The sequence below is a fragment of the Agrobacterium sp. Ap1 genome, from assembly GCF_017313375.1.
Lineage (GTDB): Bacteria > Pseudomonadota > Alphaproteobacteria > Rhizobiales > Rhizobiaceae > Neorhizobium > Neorhizobium cellulosilyticum.
Map to the genome: position 1 here is coordinate 136050 of NZ_JAFLMY010000004.1, position 18747 is coordinate 154796.

Sequence of the window (18747 nt, forward strand, 5' to 3'; positions counted from 1 at the left end):
GTAGATCGGTGTGGATGAGAACCGTACCGTACCGTACTGATTTGCCGATAACCGGCAGTGACAGTGATCAGCAGTTGGTTTAGGACTTTTTTCAAAAATGTGGCCTTTTGTGTCTCTGCCGAGGAGCGGGTAGACTACTGGCCTGATCGAGCGAGGAAAGACCTATGCCTGTTTATCGTTCCAGAACCACTACCCACGGCCGCAATATGGCCGGCGCACGCGGCCTTTGGCGCGCCACCGGCATGAAGGACGGCGATTTCGGCAAGCCGATCATTGCAGTGGTCAACTCTTTCACCCAGTTCGTGCCAGGCCACGTGCATCTGAAGGATCTTGGCCAGCTGGTTGCCCGCGAAATCGAGGCTGCCGGCGGCGTCGCCAAGGAATTCAACACGATCGCCGTGGATGACGGCATCGCCATGGGCCATGACGGCATGCTTTATTCTCTGCCGTCGCGCGAGATCATCGCCGACTCGGTCGAATACATGGTCAACGCCCACTGTGCCGATGCCATGGTCTGCATCTCCAATTGCGACAAGATCACCCCCGGCATGCTCAATGCCGCGATGCGCCTCAATATCCCGGCCGTGTTCGTTTCCGGCGGCCCGATGGAAGCCGGCAAGGCGACCCTGCATGGCAAGAAGGTCGCGCTCGATCTCGTCGATGCCATGGTTGCAGCAGCCGACGAGAGCTATACGGACGAGGAGGTCGAGACCATCGAACGCTCCGCCTGTCCCACCTGCGGCTCCTGCTCCGGCATGTTCACGGCCAATTCGATGAACTGCCTGACCGAGGCTTTGGGCCTGTCTCTGCCCGGAAACGGCTCGACTCTCGCCACGCATTCGGATCGCAAGCGTCTGTTCGTCGAAGCCGGCCACCTGATCGTCGATCTCGCCCGCCGTTATTACGAGCAGGACGACACGAGCGTCCTGCCGCGCAACATCGCCACCAAGCAGGCTTTCGAGAACGCCATGTCGCTCGATATCGCCATGGGTGGCTCCACCAATACCGTGCTGCATATCCTGGCTGCCGCCTATGAAGGCGGCGTCGATTTCGGCATGGAAGATATCGATGCGCTGTCGCGCAAGGTTCCGTGCCTGTCCAAGGTCGCGCCTGCCAAGCAGGATGTCCACATGGAAGATGTCCACCGCGCCGGCGGTATCATGCGCATCCTCGGTGAGCTTGATCGTGGTGGTCTGATCAACCGTGATTGCTTCACGGTACATGAGGCGACGCTCGGTGACGCCATCGATCGCTGGGATATCACCCGCACCAATTCCGAGACCGTCCGCGAGTTCTTCAAGGCGGCACCGGGCGGCGTGCCGACCCAGGTCGCCTTCTCGCAGTCTTCCCGCTGGGATGAACTCGATACCGACTCGGAAAAGGGTGTTATCCGCTCGGTCGAGAAGCCGTTTTCCAAGGACGGCGGTCTGGCCGTGCTCTACGGCAATATCGCTCTCGACGGCTGCATCGTGAAGACGGCCGGCGTCGATGAATCGATCCTGAAGTTCTCTGGCCCGGCCCGCGTGTTCGAAAGTCAGGACGCGTCCGTCAAGGCTATCCTCTCCAACGAGGTCAAGGCCGGCGACGTCGTGGTCATCCGCTACGAAGGCCCCAAGGGCGGCCCGGGCATGCAGGAAATGCTCTACCCGACCAGCTATCTGAAGTCGAAGGGCCTCGGCAAGGCCTGCGCGCTGATCACCGACGGTCGCTTCTCTGGCGGCACCTCGGGCCTCTCTATTGGCCACGCCTCGCCGGAAGCCGCCCAGGGCGGCGCCATCGGTCTCGTGCAGGAAGGCGACCTGATCGAGATCGATATCCCCAACCGGACGATCAACCTCAAGGTCTCCGACGCTGAGCTTTCCGCCCGCCGTCACGAGCAGGACGCGCTCGGCTGGAAGCCGGCCGCTCCCCGCAAGCGCAATGTCACGACAGCGCTCAAGGCCTACGCCGCGTTTGCCGCCTCCGCCGACAAGGGCGCAGTCCGGATCCTGCCGGAATAAGGATTTTCACTGCTGCAGATTTCTCCAAAGCCCCGCCCGGTTTTCCCGGCGGGGCTTTGTGTTATGGTGGAGCAACCACGCAAGGAAACAGGATATGTCCGAGCTTCATCGCATCACATTCGATCCTCAGGTCTGCTCCGGCCGCCCGACCATCCGTGGGCTGCGCATTCGCGTGAAGGATATTCTGGAGCTTATGGCTGCCGGTGCCGGCCACGACGAGATACTTGAGGATTATCCAATGCTGGAAAGAGAAGATCTTACCGCCATATTGGAATACGCCGCGCGCCAGAGCGACCACACGGTTCTGCGCGTCGCCTGATGCGTTTCCTGATCGATGCGCAACTTCCACCAGCGCTTGCCAGATGGCTGACAGAGCGAGGCCACCGGGCCGAACATGTCATCGACCATGACCTCCAGTCTGCGTCGGATCGGCAGATCTGGGAATTCGCACTAGACAATACTTGCGTCATCGTCACTAAGGACGAGGACTTCGCCCAGCGGCGAGCGCTGACCGAAGTCGGTCCGGCAATCATATGGGTGCGATTGCCCAATTCCAGACGCCGGGACCTGCTAAATTGGTTTGAACAGGTGTTTCCCGGTATCTTGAACGCCCTGGATCGTGGTGAAACGATCATCGAAGTTCTTTGAAAGAAGGCCGCTGGGGCAGCGATCTTTGCTGCAAGGGTGGGCGATCACAGCAGAATGTGGTCCATCGGCTTGGGCATCGGTGGCAGGTCGGTATCGCCCAGCATGCTGCGTAGGTCGATTTCGATCACGGTTGAGATGGCGGCAATCGGCAGGTCGTTTGGCAATGTCCCGAACGGCTCTTCCAGCTCATCACCAAGCGCATCGAGCCCGAAGAACGTATAGGCGACGAGACCTGCGGCTAGCGGCGTCGCCGGACCCAGCACATCAGCGAAGCCGAACGGCACCATGAAGCAGAACATGTGCGCCGTTCTATGGATGAGCAGCGTATAGCCGAACGGAACCGGCGTCGTTCTCAATCTTTCGCAGGCGGCGAGCGAGCCACTCAGTCGCGTCATTGTCCGGTCGAACAGCGAAAATTCGACATCGCTCAGCATGCCGTTTCGCTGCAGCTCGATCAGCTGGCGGCCGATAAGGTCGACGATATGGACGGGCGGATGCCTGGAGGCCTTGATCGCGTCGGACATCTCCTTCGGCAGGAGACGTACCGCACTGTTGTTCGGACAGTCGCCGCCGCGCAGGAATTTGACCAGCTCGTCGGCAAGTACGACGGTCAGAAGCAGGATGAGACGCCGTGCCTGACTTGCCTCCGCGCTGCGGGCCTCGAAAAGCTCCGTCTGCCGCGCAAGATCGCGGCTCGCCGCCAGCAGCTCCCCCCAGTTCTTGCGCGCTTCCCACCAGCGCTCGTAACAGGCGCTGTTGCGGAACGAGAGGAAGATCGATAGCGCGATGCCGATCAGCGTAAACGGCGCGCCGGCGACCGAAGGGACGAATTGCGGTGCGAGACGATGCGCGATGACGATAATCGCCGACATCGCGACGACGACGAGCATCTGGGGAAAGATCCGCTGGATGACGGAGCCGCGGTAGATGAAGAAAAGCTGCCCGAGCGTGGGGCGTTCACGAATGATCATGCTGAAATGCCGAATTGGCCGACGCTAATTGTCGATGACGGGAGGGGTGTTTCCGGACGCGGCCGGACCCGGTCATCCGCCGCCCTTGAGACACCCGCGCTCCCGTACGCTCCTTGGGAATCTCGTCCGCGACCAGACGACGCAGCAAGACTAGTCGATTGTCGGCAGCACCGCACCGGTCAAGTCTGGACATGCGGCGGAAAGCCGCATGGCTTCGCTCGATCGGATTGCGGCAGATCATTGCACGCCGAATTAAAGCGGTCGACTGAGCCCTTCAAAGGCTTGCGTGAGCTGCTTCATGCGCGCTTCATAGGCCGCCGTCAGGCAAGCGACATCGCCGCCGCAGGCCTGGCGCTTTTTCAGCCATGCGCTCTGTTCGTCACGAAGTGCGTCTCGGGTTCCCATGGCAAGCAGGCTGGTGAGGATATCGAAAGTCGTGGCCATCTTCACATCCGCGTCGTTGAGCACGCGCGTATCGCAGATCGCCTTTTCATCGGCGGCAAGATCGGTCCGTTCGCAGTCGAAACTCGCAGCAGATGCAGGAGTGGGAAGGGTGGGGGCGATGAGAAAGCTCATTACGCCCAAAACAGCCAGTCTCGATTTCATCGTCCATGCTCCTGATCTTGCGCCGGAGACCGGTCAGAAGAACTCCTTCAGGCTCCAGACCATGAAGATGATGCAGGCAAGCCATATGGCAAGGATGAAGGCGAGACCCGAGCGACTGACGGGACGCCCCGACCGTTGTTCGGCCGCCAGACGGAACTCCGACATCAGCTCCTGCGGCACAAGCCGGATGGCGATGAGGATGCCGACCGGCACCAGAATGAGATCGTCGAGATAACCGAGAACGGGAATGAAGTCGGGGATAAGGTCGATAGGGGAGAGCGCGTAGGCCGCCACTGCTCCTGCCACCAGTTTGGCGCTCAGCGGCACGCGCGGGTCACGGGCGGCAAGCCACAGGGCGACGATATCGCGCTTGAGGGCCTTTGCCCATGCTTTTGCCTTTTTCAGCATCTTCTTATCTCGGTTGAGGCCGCTACCCTATAGACGAACGAATGCCCGTTTTGTCTGGCAAGGTCACCTTTATTTTCCAGCCTCCGGCGCTAAAACTCGATCCGGAAATTCGCAAAGAGGAATCACATGCCCAACCTGCTCAAGCGTCTCTCGGTCGGTCTTCTCGTCCTAGCCGTGGTTTGTCCCGTAACCGCCTATGCGCAGGACAGCAAAGCGGTCCCCCAGAGCCGTCAGGAGATGCAGCTGTCCTTCGCGCCGCTGGTCAAGCAGACGGCCGGTGCCGTGGTCAATGTCTATGCCGAACGCCTCGTGCAGCGCCCGAACATGATGACAGGCGACCCCTTTTTCGATCAATTCTTCGGCCAGCGTATGCCGAACAGATCGGAAAAGCAGTCCTCTCTCGGCTCCGGCGTGATCCTCTCGCATAACGGTCTCGTGGTCACCAACAATCACGTCATCCAGGGCGCCGACGACATCAAGATCGCGCTCGCCGATGGCCGCGAGTTCCCTTGCGAGCTGGTGCTCAAGGATGAGAGCGTCGATCTCGCGGTCCTGCGGATCAAGAGTAAGGAGAATTTCCCGGTGCTTGGCATCGCCGATTCCGACCGTACCGAGGTCGGTGATCTGGTTCTGGCGATCGGCAATCCCTTCGGTGTCGGCCAGACCGTCACCAGTGGTATCGTTTCGGCGCTTGCCCGCAATCAGGTGTCGAGCGGTGATTTCGGCTTCTTCATTCAGACGGACGCATCCATCAATCCGGGCAATTCCGGCGGCGCGTTGATGAACATGAACGGCGAGCTGATCGGTATCAACACGGCGATCTTTTCCCGTGGCGGCGGCTCGAATGGTGTCGGTTTCGCCATTCCCGCCAATCTCGTGAAAGCATTCCTGGTTGCTGCCGAAGAGGGCAAGACGACGTTCGAGCGGCCCTATGTCGGTGCGACCTTCGATGCCGTCACCTCTGATGTCGCCGAAGCTCTTGGTCTGAAAGCCGCTCGCGGCGCCTTGGTCGTGCGGACTGTCGAGGGTGGTCCGGCTGACAAAGCGGGCCTCAAGCCCGGCGAAGTGATCACTGCCGTCAATGGCGTTGCAGTCGAGCATCCCGATGCCCTCGGTTACCGCCTGACCACGGCCGGTCTCGGCAAAAAGGCGGATCTCACGGTCCAGACAAGTGACGGGCAGCGGGAGATGACGCTGGTGTTGAACACCGCCCCTGAAACCACGCCGCGCGACGAGCGCTTGATGGAGGGCCGCAACCCGTTTTCCGGCCTGCATGTTGCGAACCTATCGCCCAAGCTTGCAACCGAGCTTCACCTGTCGACCGAAAAGACCGGCGTCGTCGTGACCGATGTCACCCGCGGATCGCCTTCTGCACGTCTTGGTTTCCAGCCGAACGACATCATCGTTTCCATCAATGGCAGCACGGTCAACACCACCAAGACGCTCGAAGACATGCTGGATGCTGACCCGAGCTTCTGGCGCGTCGAAATCGAGCGTGGCGGCCAGCGTATCCGGCAATTCTTCCGATGAGCAACGACCTGTTCTCTCCCAGTATTCCAGATGATGTCGCCAGCCGGAGACCGCTGGCCGACAGGTTGCGCCCGACCTCGCTCAGCGAGGTCACCGGCCAGTCACATCTGACGGGAGAGGACGGTGTGCTGCGCCGCATGATCGCATCCGGCACGCTTGGCTCGATGATCTTCTGGGGACCGCCGGGAACGGGAAAGACGACCGTTTCCCGGCTTCTGTCCGGAGAGACGGGCCTCGCCTTCGAGCAGATTTCGGCGATATTCTCGGGCGTCGCCGACTTGAAGAAGGTTTTCGAGATGGCCCGCCTGCGCCGGATGGACGGGCGACAGACGCTTCTCTTCGTCGACGAGATCCATCGGTTCAACCGCGCCCAGCAGGATAGCTTCCTGCCGGTCATTGAGGATGGCACCGTGATCCTTGTCGGCGCGACGACCGAAAATCCGAGCTTCGAACTGAATGCCGCTCTCCTGTCACGTGCCCGCGTCCTGACATTCAGGGCGCATGACGAGGAGAGCCTGGAGGAACTTCTCAAGCGTGCCGAAGATGTGGAGAAAAAGCCGCTACCGCTCGATGACGAAGCACGGGCGACACTCATCCGCATGGCGGATGGCGACGGCCGTGCAGTCTTGACGCTGGCGGAAGAAGTCTGGCGCGCCGCAAGGGCAGGGGAAGTCTTCGATACGGCCGGCCTGACCGAGATCGTCCAGCGCCGCGCTCCGATCTATGACAAGGGGCAGGACGGTCATTACAATCTGATCTCGGCCCTGCATAAAGCCGTTCGCGGCTCCGATCCCGATGCCGCACTCTATTATCTCGCCCGTATGTTCGATGCCGGTGAGGATCCGCTCTATCTCGGTCGACGCCTGGTCAGGATGGCGATCGAGGACATCGGCCTTGCCGATCCGCAGGCGCTCGTCGTCTGCAATGCCGCCAAGGATGCCTACGATTATCTCGGTTCGCCGGAGGGCGAACTGGCGCTCGCCAATGCCTGCGTCTATCTCGCAACCGCTCCGAAATCCAATGCCGTCTATACCGCCTTCAAGTCGGCAATGCGGGCGGCCAGGGAAAACGGCTCGCTTCTGCCGCCCAAACACATCCTCAATGCACCGACCAAGCTGATGAAGCAGGAAGGCTATAGCGACGGCTATCGCTATGACCACGATGAGCCGGATGCCTTTTCCGGCCAGAACTATTTCCCCGAGAAAATGGGCCGCCAGACGTTTTACGACCCGCCGGAGCGTGGTTTCGAGCGTGAGATCCGGAAACGGCTGGAGTGGTGGTCGAAACTGCGCAGGGAACGCGGCGAACCCTGATGTCTTGGCCTAGAGATGCCGTTCTATCCATTGCTCCGCGAGGCTCGCCCAGGACGCATGGGTGCCGGACTTGTCTCTGAGCGCAAAACCGTGAGGGGCCGTCCCGAAGATATGGGCATCCACCTCACGCTTGGCCTGCCGGGCCGATCGGATTAGGTTGAGCACGTGATCCACCGGCACGGATTGATCATGCAACGCATAGGCAAGAAATAGCGGTATATTTGGCATTCCGTGCGGTATCGCCGCTATCCCGATCGGCCAGTCATCGTAAAAGGCCTGTTTCTCGACCGGAGGATAGTCTGGTTTTCCCGCAGGCGCTTTGTAATCCCGGTGATTGGCGTTTACCGGTGCATAGGCGATGATCGCACCTTTTGCTGCAAGCGGATGATTTTGGCAGGCCATCACGCCAGCGAGGTGCCCTCCTGACGAAAGGCCGACATGGAAAAGCGGCAGATGCGGGCTGTTTTTATGCAGATAATCGAGGCAGGAAAGCGAGTCGGTTAGTGCAATATCCTTGGGATGCAGACCTTCCTCGGCCTGGGAGCCGGGCAGGCGATGCGTCACGACATAGGCGTCGATAGAAAGCGAATTCAGCCAAAGTGCGACCTCGACGCCTTCCTTGTCATGCATCAGCTTCAGATATCCGCCGCCGGGATAGATCAATGCCTGCGCTTTCGGCTTCGTGACTTTATAGACATGTAGTTCCAGCCGCCGGACAATCTCATAACTCCGGTCAGGCCACGAGCCGCTCAGCTGGTTAGCCGCCTCGTTTGAGAGGGGAATAACGTTTGCATCCATGCTGGTCTCGATATGTTGCAATTCCGCCAAAGCTGTATCCTCCCATGCAGCATGCTCATCACGACCTGGTGAAGAGCAGGCCGCATGGTGTTCACAGAACGCATGGCGATCAAGATGATGAGATTACGCATCTTGACGCATCATGCGCCCACGCGTCCGTATAATTTGATCACGAAACCTGCGATTGTGGGCTTTGCATCGCTGGTGCAGGAATAAGTTTGACAGAAGATTCCGCCAATCCATGGTGGCCTTCGGTATCTACTATCAAGTGCCAGTGCCCATTTTCTGGGATGACCAGCCGAACCGGCGATTTGCGCGCAATGCCACCGGCATATTTGAAATCGAGTCGTTCTGTAAATCGCTGATAGTTCACCGCATTCATGAGGCGAATATTGTTTACCGCACTCAATGTCACCTCGATCGCGGTGCCCGCGCGCTGTGGTTTGAGATCGTAATGGGTGAAACGGAAATTTGGTCCCGTCATGTAAGTCTCTTTGCTACCCCGTCCAGGTTTGCGCAACTTTAGCGGCTGTCGGGTTAAGGATTGGTGGAACCTAACCCTTGCTGGTGGGTTATATTGGTGAATGGCGAAGCTGAGAGCGATCGATGCAGTTGCCAGAGGAATAAAGCCGGTGGTGCCCGTCCCCTGTGCCGCCTGACAATAAAAATGAGACATGTAATTAGAACCTCGCCGCGTCCCCTCGGCGAGGTTTCTTTTGCGCTGAGTTATCTCCGATTTTCGACATCGAGCTGTTGAGCGAGTGTCAATATTGTGTCGCAGATTGGTGTCGGGACATTCGCAAGCTTTCCAAGTTCGACCACCATCCCGTTGAGCGGAATGATTTCCAGCGCCTTGCCGGCAATCAGGTCCTGAAGCATGGACGTCTTGACCGGGCCAAAGCCGTTGGCGCTAGCAAACTGTTCGTCTGCTGATCGTTGGAACCGGCAACCGAGCGCGATACCGACCGCCTGCACCTCGTTCATGATCTTGCGAACCATCTGCGCCAATTCTGGATTGGCCATCAGGTCGACCATCAGTGTCCGCGTCAACGCGCTGATCGGATTGAACGCGGCATTGCCCCTAAGCTTGGCCCATATCTCGTCGCGGATGCGCGCAGTCGGTCGGATATCGAGGCCGGCCTGACCGAGCAAGTCTGCAACGGCCTGCAAGTCGGCGGAGAGCTTGCCGTTTGGTTCTCCGAGGAAGAAATGGCCCTTGCCGTTGAGCTTGGTACGGCCGGGCTGGATTACTTCGGCGCCCTGGTATGCCACGCAACCAATGACGCGCTTGGGATCGATCAGCGTCCACAATTTGCCGTCCGGATCGAGTTGCGGCAATTGCAATTCTGCAAATCCGCTTGTCTCATCTTTATGGAAGTACCACCATGGTATGCCATTGAGGATCATCATCACCCGCGTTTGGGGGTGAAGCAGAGATGCGATGCCGTCGGCTGCTGCGGAAAGTTGATGCCCCTTCAGGCCGGTGATCACGAGATCCTGCGGTGGAAGGCTTGAAGGATCGTCAGTTGCCGTAACTCGTGCTGAAATCGCAGGAAAAGCCTCGTCGTCATATATGACACTCAAGCCCTGTTCTCGAATTGCGGCGAGTTGTGCCCCTCGGGCAATGACGGAAACGTCCACCTTCCCTTCAAGGGCATGCGCGATATTTGCCGCAAACGCCCCTCCAAGTGCGCCTGCGCCATAAATGCAAATTGTCTTTATGCTCATCGTCCCTCGCTGCATTCCAATTGTCTGAGGTAGGGTAGAGCAGCGAGGGCCGCAAGGTGAAGGAGTTTTTGTAATAATTCAATTTCTGCGTAGCGCCGCAGGTCAGTGAGGTCGAAGGATTGGCAAGAGCTCGTTTCGCCTCAACTCATCTATCGCGACCACAGCTTCGTCGAGAGGCCATCCTGCATCGAGTGCAGCGGAAAGCATCTTGAGCTCGGCCTCCTGCTCAAGGGCCAGAAACAGCGGCTCAAGAGCCTCCTGGACCGTGAGAACATGGTCTTTCGGCGAGGCGACGGATTGGCGTGCGTCGTTCGGCATGGATGCAGTTCTCCTTTCTTTTTTTGCGCGAATCCCTGTCAATTTCCCGGCAACGGAAAAAGTTCCCGTCGAAACCTCTTTTATTTTTGAACTAGCGCTGGCCGATGGAGAATTCGCCTCTTGAAGCGTTTCTGCAATGGCTGGTCGAGCCAAATCGTCACGCACCATGAAATGGCGACGATCAAGGTGACGAGAGCAATGCCGGAAAATGGCATCATTTCCGGGTTGGCGATGCCGGGAGCGATAACATGCGCCCAGTCAAGCAACGGAGTATGCAGCACATAGACGGCATAGGAGGCGCCCCCGAGAAAATTCGCGACGGATGAGGTCCTCGGGCCGGGCACGATCGCACTAGCCCAGTAGAGTAGTATCGGCCAGACGAAGAAAACGACAAGCAGGTCGAAGATCCATCGCCAGTCCCGTGGAGTCGGGAAGGCGAGTACAAGCATCAGTATCCCAAGGCAAAGGAGTGCCTGTACCGGTCGCATCACGGGCATCTTGCGACGGTAGCGATAGATCAGCATCCCCATGGAGAATGAAAAGAAGACGCGAGCCATACCTGCATACATTTCATGCCAGCGGAAACCGGCATGCAGACGCTCGAATTGCAGGGCGGCCACCACCAGAAGTATAGCGCTTATTGCGAGCACGATGCCAATCTGGATCAGCGCAGCCCGCGCCCCCCGCAGAGCATAGGCCATGTTTGCAACAAGTTCGTTGAACAGCGACCATGCCGGATGGACCAGGAAAAGCGCCGCGTTGAACGAGATGGTGACAGGCGAGGGAAGGAAGAAAAACCCGGTTGCGAAAGCAAGCAGAAGTTCGTTCGGGATCACATGTTCGTCTGCCATGACCGGAAGGCCCGCAAGATACATATGAATGTAGTACGCCGTAACCAGCGCCAGCGCGATCGCATAAAGGGGATAAAGTCTCAGCAGCCGGGCTTTCATGAATTGTAGCGGTGAAATACGCCCTTCTGAAAGCGAAGCGCCGTAGGCATGGGCAAGCACAAAGCCACTTAAGGCGAAAAATAGATCGACCCCCAGATAGCTGGAGGGTAAGGCGTCTCCCAGCAGATCCTCGGCATGACGCTGGATGATGAATATCGCAGCAATGCCCCTCAACCCGTCGAGGAGGACAAAACGGTCTCTGGCTGATCGTTTTCCTGTTTCCATAATACCCCGAGGGTTGCTGTCTGGCGGACTCGATAGGATTCCGAACAAGATAGTATCCAACGTTGCGCCGGCCAGATCTTTCGCTGATTTCGCTTCTGGAATTTGTCTAGGCTGACAATGAATTGCCAGGTGAAATGCGGTCCTCAATCCCCCTCGCGATGTCGTGAATGCCCGGTGAAAGCCTTTCTGTGGTGATGCCGGTCGCAGTTAATGGAGTGTTTATAAATTCGTGAAATTAGAAGGCAATCGGTGCGGGATCGCACATGCGGCCGGGGGTAGGGCAAATCCGCATGAGTGACCCGAGGCTTAAGAGCTGGATGTATCGCCTGCCCATCCACCAGACGCAGGCTGTGTATGGAGTAAATCTATTATGAACAACAAGCCCTTCGCGCTGGCTCTTGCCGCCGTTTTCGTTTCCGGCTCTGTAATGTCGGTATCTGCTGCTGACCTGACCAGCTCCTATGAGCCGCCCGCTTACAACGAGCCTTCTGGCCCGTCCTCCGACTGGAGTGGCGCTTACGTTGGTCTGAATGCTGGTACCGCTTCCGACAAGCTGAACCCGTTCTCGAGTTCCTCTGATTTCACGGGCGGCATTCATGGCGGTTACAACACCGAAATCAATGGTGTTGTGGTTGGTGGTGAAGCCGAGCTCTCCCATCTCGGTGATGCGGAAGTTGGTGTGCGCGGCGGTACGCTGAAGGAACGTTACCGCGTCGCAGCCAAGGGTAAGGTTGGTGCACCGCTTGGCAATACGCTGGTTTACGGTACCGCCGGTGTGGCAATGACCAGCCTGCGTGACAACGGTGCGACTGAAGGCCCGGATGGCTGGAAGCCTGGCTGGCTGGTCGGCGCAGGTGTCGAGCAGAAGATCACCGGCAATCTCTCGGGTCGGGTCGAATACAACTATACCCAGACCAACGATGTTCGCAGCTTCCGTGCTGGCACGACTTCCGAGAAGGATATCGGCGACCACACGATCAAGGCCGGCGTAAACTACCGGTTCTAAAATATCGAGCTTCAAGGCTCGTGAATGACATGACGATGGCGTCGCATACCTTAGGGTCTGCGGCGCCATTTTCGTTTGTCTTAAACGAAATGTGTGGGCTACGGGGGTCGGCTGCATGAATAAGCGGTGCGCGGCTGCCGAAGCCGATAATCAGGCGATCCGCAATAATTAAGTTTTCTGATTACAGAAATTATACTTGAGTATAGATTCATAAATTTATGTTTTTTCTGTTTTAATTATGAAGAATCACCAATAAATCGACTTGTTTTTTGACGTTTGTCATTGTTTTTCAAGTATTTGTACTTGGTTATTTTCGATGCATTAATTCATCTGGGATCTTCTGTCGACACTGCAGGTGAGCCTGCTTGAGCCGTCGCATGATGCGCGCACCCAATCCTCAGTCATTTCTGTGACGCCGCTGCACATTCAGTTGCGGTTATGGCGCATTTCCGACCCTGTCGATTTCATAGGTACTATTACGATGTTGAAGCATATACGCATCAGAACCAAGATCCTTCTGTCCATCGGCGTATTGGCGCTTATCTCTCTCTGCGGAGTGTCCTATCTCACTTACAAGTTCGATGAAGCCAGTCTCGCCTATAACGAATTTCTAAATACCGAAGCGAAGGCTGCCCTGTTGTCGGCAAGAGCAAGCTCCGGCGTCAACGGCGCCGCCGTTCGCCTGGGCCGCCTTTTGCTGTTTTCGCCCGATGCACCGCAATTCGAAACGGCACAGAAGGAATTTAATTCACTTCTTGATATCGCCGTCGGCCGCATGCAGGAGCTTTCGGTACTTGTTCCGAGCACCAAACAGGCGATGGACAACCTTATGGTCGACATCAGCGGCGTGCGGGAGCTTCTTGCTGATATCGTGAAGCTGCGCGATGATGGCCAGTATCCGGCTGCCGTGGCTCGGATGGGGGCGCTTGAAGGTCTGACGACGCGGATCTCCAAGCAGTTCAACGACAGCAATAGCGCCTTGCAGGCGGTGCAGACCGCCGGCACGGATCGTCTGGCGGCACTCGTGCACAAAACAATCGTGACCAATATGGCCGCTATGGTCATCAGCATTGTTCTCGTTCTTGTCCTTGCTGCATATTTTGTCCAACAAGGAATAACCAAGCCGATGAATGGCTTGCGCGCGCAGATGCAGCAATTGGCACGCGGAGAGACATCCGGAGAGATCGTCGGTCGCGATCGACGTGACGAGATTGGGGAAATGGCGGCCACAGTCGCGATTTTCCGGGAAAATGCGATTGAGCGTGCTCGTCTGGAAGAGCAGACGGAAGCAACCAGGAGCAACGCCGAAAGCGAAAGAGCGCGTCAGGAAATCGAGAAGGCCTCGGAGGCTCGCAACGTCCAGTTCGCGCTTCAGTCGCTTGGCAATGGGCTGAAGCGGCTGGCCGCTGGCGATCTGGTGACAAGTATCGATACGCCGTTTGTGGCTGATCTCGACGTCGTTCGCGAGGATTTCAACGACTCGCTGAGCAGGGTTCGCGAGGCGATGCAATCCGTTGGTTTCAATGCGAAGGCAATTACCGCCAGTGCCAACGAGCTTCTTGCTTCGGCCGACGATATGTCCAGTCGCACGGAGCAGCAGGCTGCTTCTGTCGAAGAGACGGCCGCAGCGCTCGAGGAGATCACCACCACCGTCAAGGACGCGGCGAGCCGTGCCGAAGAAGCCAGCCAGCTTGTTGCCCGTACGCGTGCAGGGGCGGAGAAATCCGGCGAGATCGTTCGGGACACAGTGAATGCGATGCATCAGATCGAGCGTTCCTCGTCTGAAATCAGCAACATCATAGGTGTGATAGACGATATCGCCTTCCAGACGAACCTTCTGGCCTTGAATGCCGGAGTCGAGGCCGCACGCGCCGGTGATGCGGGCAAGGGCTTCGCCGTCGTGGCTCAGGAAGTCCGCGAGCTGGCCCAGCGTTCAGCCGCTGCCGCCAAGGAAATCAAGACGCTGATCAATACCTCCGGCAGCCATGTCGAGCAGGGCGTCAATCTGGTCGGCGAGACCGGGAAGGCACTTGATGCAATCGTGGCCGAGGTCCATGAGATAAATCGGCATGTTCAGGCGATCGCAGAAGCGTCACGCGAACAGTCGCTTGGCCTTCAGGAAATCAGCACGGCCGTCAATACGATCGATCAGGGAACACAGCAGAATGCGGCAATGGTTGAGCAATCGACCGCTGCCAGCCATAGTCTTGCAAAGGATGCCGAGGCGCTGATGACGTTGCTTGGCCAGTTCCAGGTCGGCAGCGAAAGTCCGCAATCTTTCCGCTCTGCCGAGCGGCCTGCTTTCGATCGGCAGGCCTCGCGTGTATCCGCACCGGTGCGCGTCGCCGAGCAGGATGAACGGCCTCGCTTGTCTCCTGCTCGTTCCCTGGGGCGAAAACTCGCCTCCGCATTCGGTGGTGGTTCGGCATCAGCCGCTGCGGTAAAAGAGTCGGAATGGACCGAGTTCTGAGGCTTCTCTAACTCAGCCAAATCTGAACGGGCCTTCGAACCTTTGTGGCGAAGGCCCGTAATCATTTTACGGATTGATCACGTCAGGTGGGATTGCACTTCATTCCATTGCGTCGGGCATTGTCGACACAGTCACTCCTGTTGACGTAGCTCTCTGCCGAAGCGCCTACGATGCGGCCATTTGATGCCGTGCGGCGCCAGCGCCACTGGCTGCCACTCTGATAGATTTCCCAGGTATCCCCATTGCTGTCCATGCAATTCGGCATGTCGTCCTCCCGAGTGTTACAGCGAGAACGCTAGGCGATTCGGCAGGACCGCTCCACGAAGCGGATGCAGCTATTAGGTGTATCTATGCGCGGATCCGGTTGTGCTTGTGGCTGACTTCCGCTGGCTCCGTTAGCCACCGGACCAGAATCGGTCGTGATCGAATTCTTCTGCGATCGAAAGCGGCAACGGCGTTGTGCTCTCCGGTTTTGCCGTTAGGTACGTCAATGTTCTGCCGATGACGACCGGCGCGGCCATGCCGACATTCTCGGCAGGGGCAGCGAGCGCCCATGACAGAAGCGTGTCTTCGCCATCGAATTCGTCCTCGACATCGAGATCTGGTCCCGAGATCGGCAGCAAAGCGATCGAGCCTTCCGGTGCTCGCAGCAATTTCATCCCGTCTGGTGCAGCAAGTGCCGCAAGGGCGCTGAAGGCCGGCGTGCTTGCAGGTGCCGAAGCCGCTACCGGTCTTGCCGCAATGACGGGCGCGAGACTCGGTGTCGGCGCAAGCGATGCGGTCTGCACGGGATCGACATCGACAGCCTTCGAAGGCCGCAGGATTGGCAATGGTGCGGAGAGAGCTGCAAGATCGGCAAATTCGGGATCGCTCCTGCGGCTCGCTGCCTTGGCGATAGCCTTGGGGCTGGTCTGTTCCGCAAGTGCTTCCGCCGCACGGCTCTTCGGTGTCGGCAGCATCGCGGTCAACAGGCCGCTGCCACCACGTTTCGCGCTGCCGGTATCCTCGTCATCATCCGATGCCGTGCTGGCGATCTGGATCGATTGCGATCCGATGCGACGCTTGTAGTCGGCCACCGCCTGATCATAACCGGGAAGCGGTCGTCCATCTGCCGGCACATGCATCGTCCTGCCGTTCGGAAAAACACCCACCAATTCCTTGCGCGACATGCGCGGCCAGGCGCGTACACTGCCGACATCGAGATGCACGAAGGGTGAACCGGAGGTCGGGTAAAAGCCGACACCGCCAACCTGCGCTTGCATGGCAAGCCGGCGCAGCGTCGAGATTTTTACGCCCGGAATATAGAAATCCATCGCCTTGCCCAGCATGTGCTGGCTTTTCTTGGCAACGCCGGTACTGCGCGAGCGACCGCGCAGCATGCTGTTGGTGGCCGGCGAGCGATAGGCGGAAACGACATGGATATAGTCGGTGGCGCCGCTGCGCTGGTAAACTTCCCAGACGAGATCGAGAAGGCGCGGGTCCATCCGCGTCGACTGGTTGCGACGCCAGTCGCGCAACAGCCGGTTGGCCTGCGCAAGGCCCTTCTGGTCGAACCTGCCATTGCGCTTGTAGGTAATCGCTGCCCGCTCGCCCGTATGGGTGAAGTGCAGCTTCAGCGTCCGGTCTTCCGCAAACGCCATCGCGGCAGTTCCAGCACATGCGGAAAGCGCGAGAACCACGGCGCAGGAGGCCTTGGCGATGGTCAATGCCGTATCGGCGGCATGGCCCAGAAGCGTGCGGATAGCACTCTTGATGGGAGCATTCGACAGGGGCTGGAACACGACACAACTCGCTTTACGCCAAGATCACCACACCGGGACAAAAGGACGAAACCCCGGCAACGAAGCCCTGATTATGGTCAATGAAATGCTAATAGGAGGTTGACGAAATATTAGCCGTGCCGATCCGACACGCTTTCGTGAAGGCACGGGCAGCTTTTGCGCCAATTTGTTGGCCGGTCCGGCCTGTCTGAGCCGCCGACATGATGCCGGCAGAGGCTTGTGGATTTTCCCGCTGAAGTCGTGCAGGTTGCGCAGATGAGTGGCCGTGGCTCGCTGGATCTCATGACCTCGCGCGCTATTTGCCTTGATGGCGACATATGGGGTGTTTCGAACAGTTGGGCGGGCGAATATTGCGATTTGTTTTGCGGTTTATGGGATCCCTGAGCGCAACGGGGGTGTTGCTCGCACTTCTCTTCTTTGCAGCCTCCCTCACGCCAAGCCTCATGCCACGGTCCTGGCTCATCCAGGGCGTCTTGTCCGGTGCCTGCGCTGCGACCGGTTATGCGTTCGGCGTCTTCATCGGCTGGCTCTGGCGTTATCTGGAACTTCCATGGTTTTCGAAACAAGCGGCCCCTTTGAGGGCAACCACGCTTCTGTTCGCCATCATCGTATCGGTCGTGTTCCTCTGGCACGCGGTCGAATGGCAGAATTCGATCCGCACGCTCTGGCAGATGCAGCCGCAGCAAAGCGCCGATCCGTTTCGTCTGGCGGGGATAGCCGCAATCACCTTTACGATATTGTTGGCGCTTGGCTGGCTGTTCCAATTGGCTGCAAGCCGTTTTTCCCACTGGCTCGATGCGATCATGCCGCGCCGGGTTTCCAACGTTATCGGCCTGACACTTGCGATCGCCGTATTCTGGTTGATCGGGCAGGGGCTGCTTGTCAGATGGGCGCTCGATGCGACCGATGCCTCGTTCCAAAAGGCCGACGCGCTGATCGAGCCTGACGAGACACCGCCGGCAAGCCCCTTCGTGACCGGCGGCCCGGGATCGCTGGTGGGCTGGGACACGCTTGGCCGACAGGGCAGGGCGTTCGTCTCAAGTGGCCCGAAAGCCGCCGCTATCGGCGACTTTCGGCAGAAGCAGGCCATCGACCCAGTGCGCGTCTATGTCGGTCTGAACAGTGCCGAAACCGTCGAGGAGCGTGCGGCGCTTGCCCTGAGGGAACTCCAACGACAAGGCGGCTTCGAGCGCTCGCTCCTGGTCGTCGTTGTGCCCACCGGCACCGGCTGGGTCGATCCGGCCGCCATGGATCCGCTCGAATATCTGCATGACGGCGATGTCGCGAGCGTCGCCCTGCAATATTCCTATCTGTCGAGCTGGCTATCGTTGCTGGTCGAACCGGAAAACGGACAGGATGCGGCGCGGGCGCTGTTCCAGGCCGTCTATGACCATTGGAAAACACTGCCGAGGGATCGGCGGCCGCGCCTCTACCTGCATGGCCTTAGTCTCGGCGCGCTGAATTCGCAGCTCTCCACCGACATCTATGATGTTGTGGCCGATCCGTTCCAGGGCGCGCTTTGGAGCGGCCCGCCATTCCGTAGCGCAAGATGGAATGCGATCACCGCGATGCGCCAGAAGGGTTCTCCCGCCTGGCTGCCAAAATTCCGCGACGGATCGATCGTGCGTTTTGCAAATCAGGAGGAAACTGCGTCAGACGGCTTTGCGCCCTGGGGGCCGATCCGCATGATCTATCTGCAATATGCGAGCGACCCCGTTACCTTCTTCGATCCGTCCTCGTTTTTCCGCGAGCCTGCCTGGCTGAGAGGCACGCGAGGGCCGGACGTGTCGCCAAGCTTCACCTGGATCCCGGTCGTCACCGGCCTGCAGCTGGCGGTCGACATGGCGATCGCTACCAGCTCGCCGATCGGGCACGGCCATGTCTATGCGCCGGAACACTATATCGATGCCTGGATCCCGCTGACGGATCCGGCGGTCTCGGTCGATGACGTGACCCGCCTCAAGCAACATTTCCGCTCGATCGTCGACTGATGCT

The 18747-nt window shown here is 58.6% G+C and carries 18 protein-coding genes; 8 read left to right on the forward strand and 10 right to left on the reverse strand.

Annotated features, from left to right (window positions below; translation table 11 throughout):
* The first annotated feature begins 164 nt into the window (after positions 1 to 164).
* The 3 genes from ilvD to JZX87_RS09465 all read left to right on the forward strand — a co-directional run bounded on the left by ilvD (position 165) and on the right by JZX87_RS09465 (position 2648).
* The gene (gene ilvD, locus JZX87_RS09455; RefSeq protein ID WP_206825183.1) at positions 165 to 2000 is read left to right on the forward strand and encodes a dihydroxy-acid dehydratase; all 1836 of its coding nucleotides are present in this window, start codon (positions 165 to 167) and stop codon (positions 1998 to 2000) included.
* 94 nt (positions 2001 to 2094) lie between these two features.
* The gene (locus JZX87_RS09460; protein WP_148145277.1) at positions 2095 to 2319 is read left to right on the forward strand and encodes a DUF433 domain-containing protein; all 225 of its coding nucleotides are present in this window, start codon (positions 2095 to 2097) and stop codon (positions 2317 to 2319) included.
* On the forward strand, positions 2319 to 2648 hold the full coding sequence (locus JZX87_RS09465; RefSeq protein WP_206825184.1) for a DUF5615 family PIN-like protein: 330 nt from the start codon (positions 2319 to 2321) through the stop codon (positions 2646 to 2648). Before JZX87_RS09460 ends, JZX87_RS09465 begins: the two co-directional genes overlap by 1 nt.
* A 44-nt stretch (positions 2649 to 2692) precedes the next feature.
* Here JZX87_RS09465 and JZX87_RS09470 read toward each other — a convergent pair whose 3' ends face one another.
* The 3 genes from JZX87_RS09470 to JZX87_RS09480 form a co-directional block, all read right to left on the reverse strand.
* The gene (locus tag JZX87_RS09470; RefSeq protein ID WP_206825185.1) at positions 2693 to 3619 is read right to left on the reverse strand and encodes a bestrophin family protein; all 927 of its coding nucleotides are present in this window, start codon (positions 3617 to 3619) and stop codon (positions 2693 to 2695) included.
* Positions 3620 to 3871: 252 nt separating this feature from the next.
* On the reverse strand, positions 3872 to 4225 hold the full coding sequence (locus JZX87_RS09475) for a lysozyme inhibitor LprI family protein (RefSeq protein ID WP_206825186.1): 354 nt from the start codon (positions 4223 to 4225) through the stop codon (positions 3872 to 3874).
* A gap of 33 nt (positions 4226 to 4258) precedes the next feature.
* Positions 4259 to 4633, reverse strand: a complete 375-nt coding sequence (locus tag JZX87_RS09480; protein ID WP_206825187.1) for a YkvA family protein — start codon at positions 4631 to 4633, stop codon at positions 4259 to 4261.
* A 126-nt stretch (positions 4634 to 4759) separates the two neighbouring features.
* Between JZX87_RS09480 and JZX87_RS09485 the strand changes: the two genes are divergently transcribed.
* Positions 4760 to 6163, forward strand: a complete 1404-nt coding sequence (locus JZX87_RS09485) for a DegQ family serine endoprotease (RefSeq protein WP_148145273.1) — start codon at positions 4760 to 4762, stop codon at positions 6161 to 6163.
* Positions 6160 to 7476: a replication-associated recombination protein A gene (locus JZX87_RS09490; protein ID WP_206825188.1), complete on the forward strand. Its 1317-nt coding sequence runs from the start codon at positions 6160 to 6162 to the stop codon at positions 7474 to 7476. Before JZX87_RS09485 ends, JZX87_RS09490 begins: the two co-directional genes overlap by 4 nt.
* A gap of 9 nt (positions 7477 to 7485) precedes the next feature.
* Here the strand turns inward: JZX87_RS09490 and JZX87_RS09495 are convergent, their stop codons facing one another.
* From JZX87_RS09495 to JZX87_RS09515, 5 genes are all read right to left on the reverse strand, one after another.
* Entirely contained in the window at positions 7486 to 8304 is an 819-nt protein-coding gene (locus JZX87_RS09495) for an alpha/beta hydrolase (protein ID WP_206825189.1), read from the reverse strand.
* Between the two features lie 139 nt (positions 8305 to 8443).
* Entirely contained in the window at positions 8444 to 8758 is a 315-nt protein-coding gene (locus JZX87_RS09500; protein WP_206825190.1) for a DUF1883 domain-containing protein, read from the reverse strand.
* 242 nt (positions 8759 to 9000) lie between these two features.
* Positions 9001 to 10002, reverse strand: a complete 1002-nt coding sequence (locus tag JZX87_RS09505) for a ketopantoate reductase family protein (protein WP_206825191.1) — start codon at positions 10000 to 10002, stop codon at positions 9001 to 9003.
* A gap of 102 nt (positions 10003 to 10104) precedes the next feature.
* Positions 10105 to 10320, reverse strand: a complete 216-nt coding sequence (locus tag JZX87_RS09510; RefSeq protein WP_148145269.1) for a hypothetical protein — start codon at positions 10318 to 10320, stop codon at positions 10105 to 10107.
* 80 nt (positions 10321 to 10400) lie between these two features.
* Positions 10401 to 11642 (reverse strand): acyltransferase family protein, encoded by a 1242-nt coding sequence (locus JZX87_RS09515; RefSeq protein ID WP_353654174.1) that lies wholly within the window; start codon positions 11640 to 11642, stop codon positions 10401 to 10403.
* Between the two features lie 223 nt (positions 11643 to 11865).
* Between JZX87_RS09515 and JZX87_RS09520 the strand changes: the two genes are divergently transcribed.
* Together JZX87_RS09520 and JZX87_RS09525 are read left to right on the forward strand one after the other, a co-directional pair.
* Entirely contained in the window at positions 11866 to 12501 is a 636-nt protein-coding gene (locus tag JZX87_RS09520) for an outer membrane protein (protein WP_206825192.1), read from the forward strand.
* A gap of 481 nt (positions 12502 to 12982) precedes the next feature.
* On the forward strand, positions 12983 to 14971 hold the full coding sequence (locus tag JZX87_RS09525) for a methyl-accepting chemotaxis protein (protein ID WP_206825193.1): 1989 nt from the start codon (positions 12983 to 12985) through the stop codon (positions 14969 to 14971).
* Positions 14972 to 15053: 82 nt separating this feature from the next.
* Here the strand turns inward: JZX87_RS09525 and JZX87_RS09530 are convergent, their stop codons facing one another.
* Together JZX87_RS09530 and JZX87_RS09535 are read right to left on the reverse strand one after the other, a co-directional pair.
* Positions 15054 to 15236 carry a DUF1508 domain-containing protein gene (locus tag JZX87_RS09530; RefSeq protein ID WP_210349017.1) on the reverse strand — a complete coding sequence of 61 codons (183 nt, stop codon included), beginning with the start codon at positions 15234 to 15236 and terminating at the stop codon, positions 15054 to 15056.
* A 130-nt stretch (positions 15237 to 15366) separates the two neighbouring features.
* Positions 15367 to 16752 carry a peptidoglycan L,D-endopeptidase MepK gene (locus tag JZX87_RS09535; protein WP_353654175.1) on the reverse strand — a complete coding sequence of 462 codons (1386 nt, stop codon included), beginning with the start codon at positions 16750 to 16752 and terminating at the stop codon, positions 15367 to 15369.
* Between the two features lie 371 nt (positions 16753 to 17123).
* Here JZX87_RS09535 and JZX87_RS09540 point away from each other — a divergent pair, with 371 nt between their 5' ends.
* The gene (locus JZX87_RS09540; RefSeq protein ID WP_286194377.1) at positions 17124 to 18743 is read left to right on the forward strand and encodes an alpha/beta hydrolase; all 1620 of its coding nucleotides are present in this window, start codon (positions 17124 to 17126) and stop codon (positions 18741 to 18743) included.
* The last annotated feature ends 4 nt before the right edge of the window (positions 18744 to 18747 follow it).

Coding starts and splice junctions, on each gene's coding strand:
- JZX87_RS09505 (WP_206825191.1), bottom strand. CDS start 10,002: ATGAGCATAAAGACAATTTGCATTTATGGCGCAGGCGCACTTGGAGGG.
- JZX87_RS09485 (WP_148145273.1), top strand. CDS start 4,760: ATGCCCAACCTGCTCAAGCGTCTCTCGGTCGGTCTTCTCGTCCTAGCC.
- JZX87_RS09460 (WP_148145277.1), top strand. CDS start 2,095: ATGTCCGAGCTTCATCGCATCACATTCGATCCTCAGGTCTGCTCCGGC.
- JZX87_RS09480 (WP_206825187.1), bottom strand. CDS start 4,633: ATGCTGAAAAAGGCAAAAGCATGGGCAAAGGCCCTCAAGCGCGATATC.
- ilvD (WP_206825183.1), top strand. CDS start 165: ATGCCTGTTTATCGTTCCAGAACCACTACCCACGGCCGCAATATGGCC.
- JZX87_RS09530 (WP_210349017.1), bottom strand. CDS start 15,236: ATGCCGAATTGCATGGACAGCAATGGGGATACCTGGGAAATCTATCAG.
- JZX87_RS09510 (WP_148145269.1), bottom strand. CDS start 10,320: ATGCCGAACGACGCACGCCAATCCGTCGCCTCGCCGAAAGACCATGTT.
- JZX87_RS09465 (WP_206825184.1), top strand. CDS start 2,319: ATGCGTTTCCTGATCGATGCGCAACTTCCACCAGCGCTTGCCAGATGG.
- JZX87_RS09520 (WP_206825192.1), top strand. CDS start 11,866: ATGAACAACAAGCCCTTCGCGCTGGCTCTTGCCGCCGTTTTCGTTTCC.
- JZX87_RS09490 (WP_206825188.1), top strand. CDS start 6,160: ATGAGCAACGACCTGTTCTCTCCCAGTATTCCAGATGATGTCGCCAGC.
- JZX87_RS09470 (WP_206825185.1), bottom strand. CDS start 3,619: ATGATCATTCGTGAACGCCCCACGCTCGGGCAGCTTTTCTTCATCTAC.
- JZX87_RS09475 (WP_206825186.1), bottom strand. CDS start 4,225: ATGAAATCGAGACTGGCTGTTTTGGGCGTAATGAGCTTTCTCATCGCC.
- JZX87_RS09540 (WP_286194377.1), top strand. CDS start 17,124: ATGGGATCCCTGAGCGCAACGGGGGTGTTGCTCGCACTTCTCTTCTTT.
- JZX87_RS09500 (WP_206825190.1), bottom strand. CDS start 8,758: ATGACGGGACCAAATTTCCGTTTCACCCATTACGATCTCAAACCACAG.
- JZX87_RS09525 (WP_206825193.1), top strand. CDS start 12,983: ATGTTGAAGCATATACGCATCAGAACCAAGATCCTTCTGTCCATCGGC.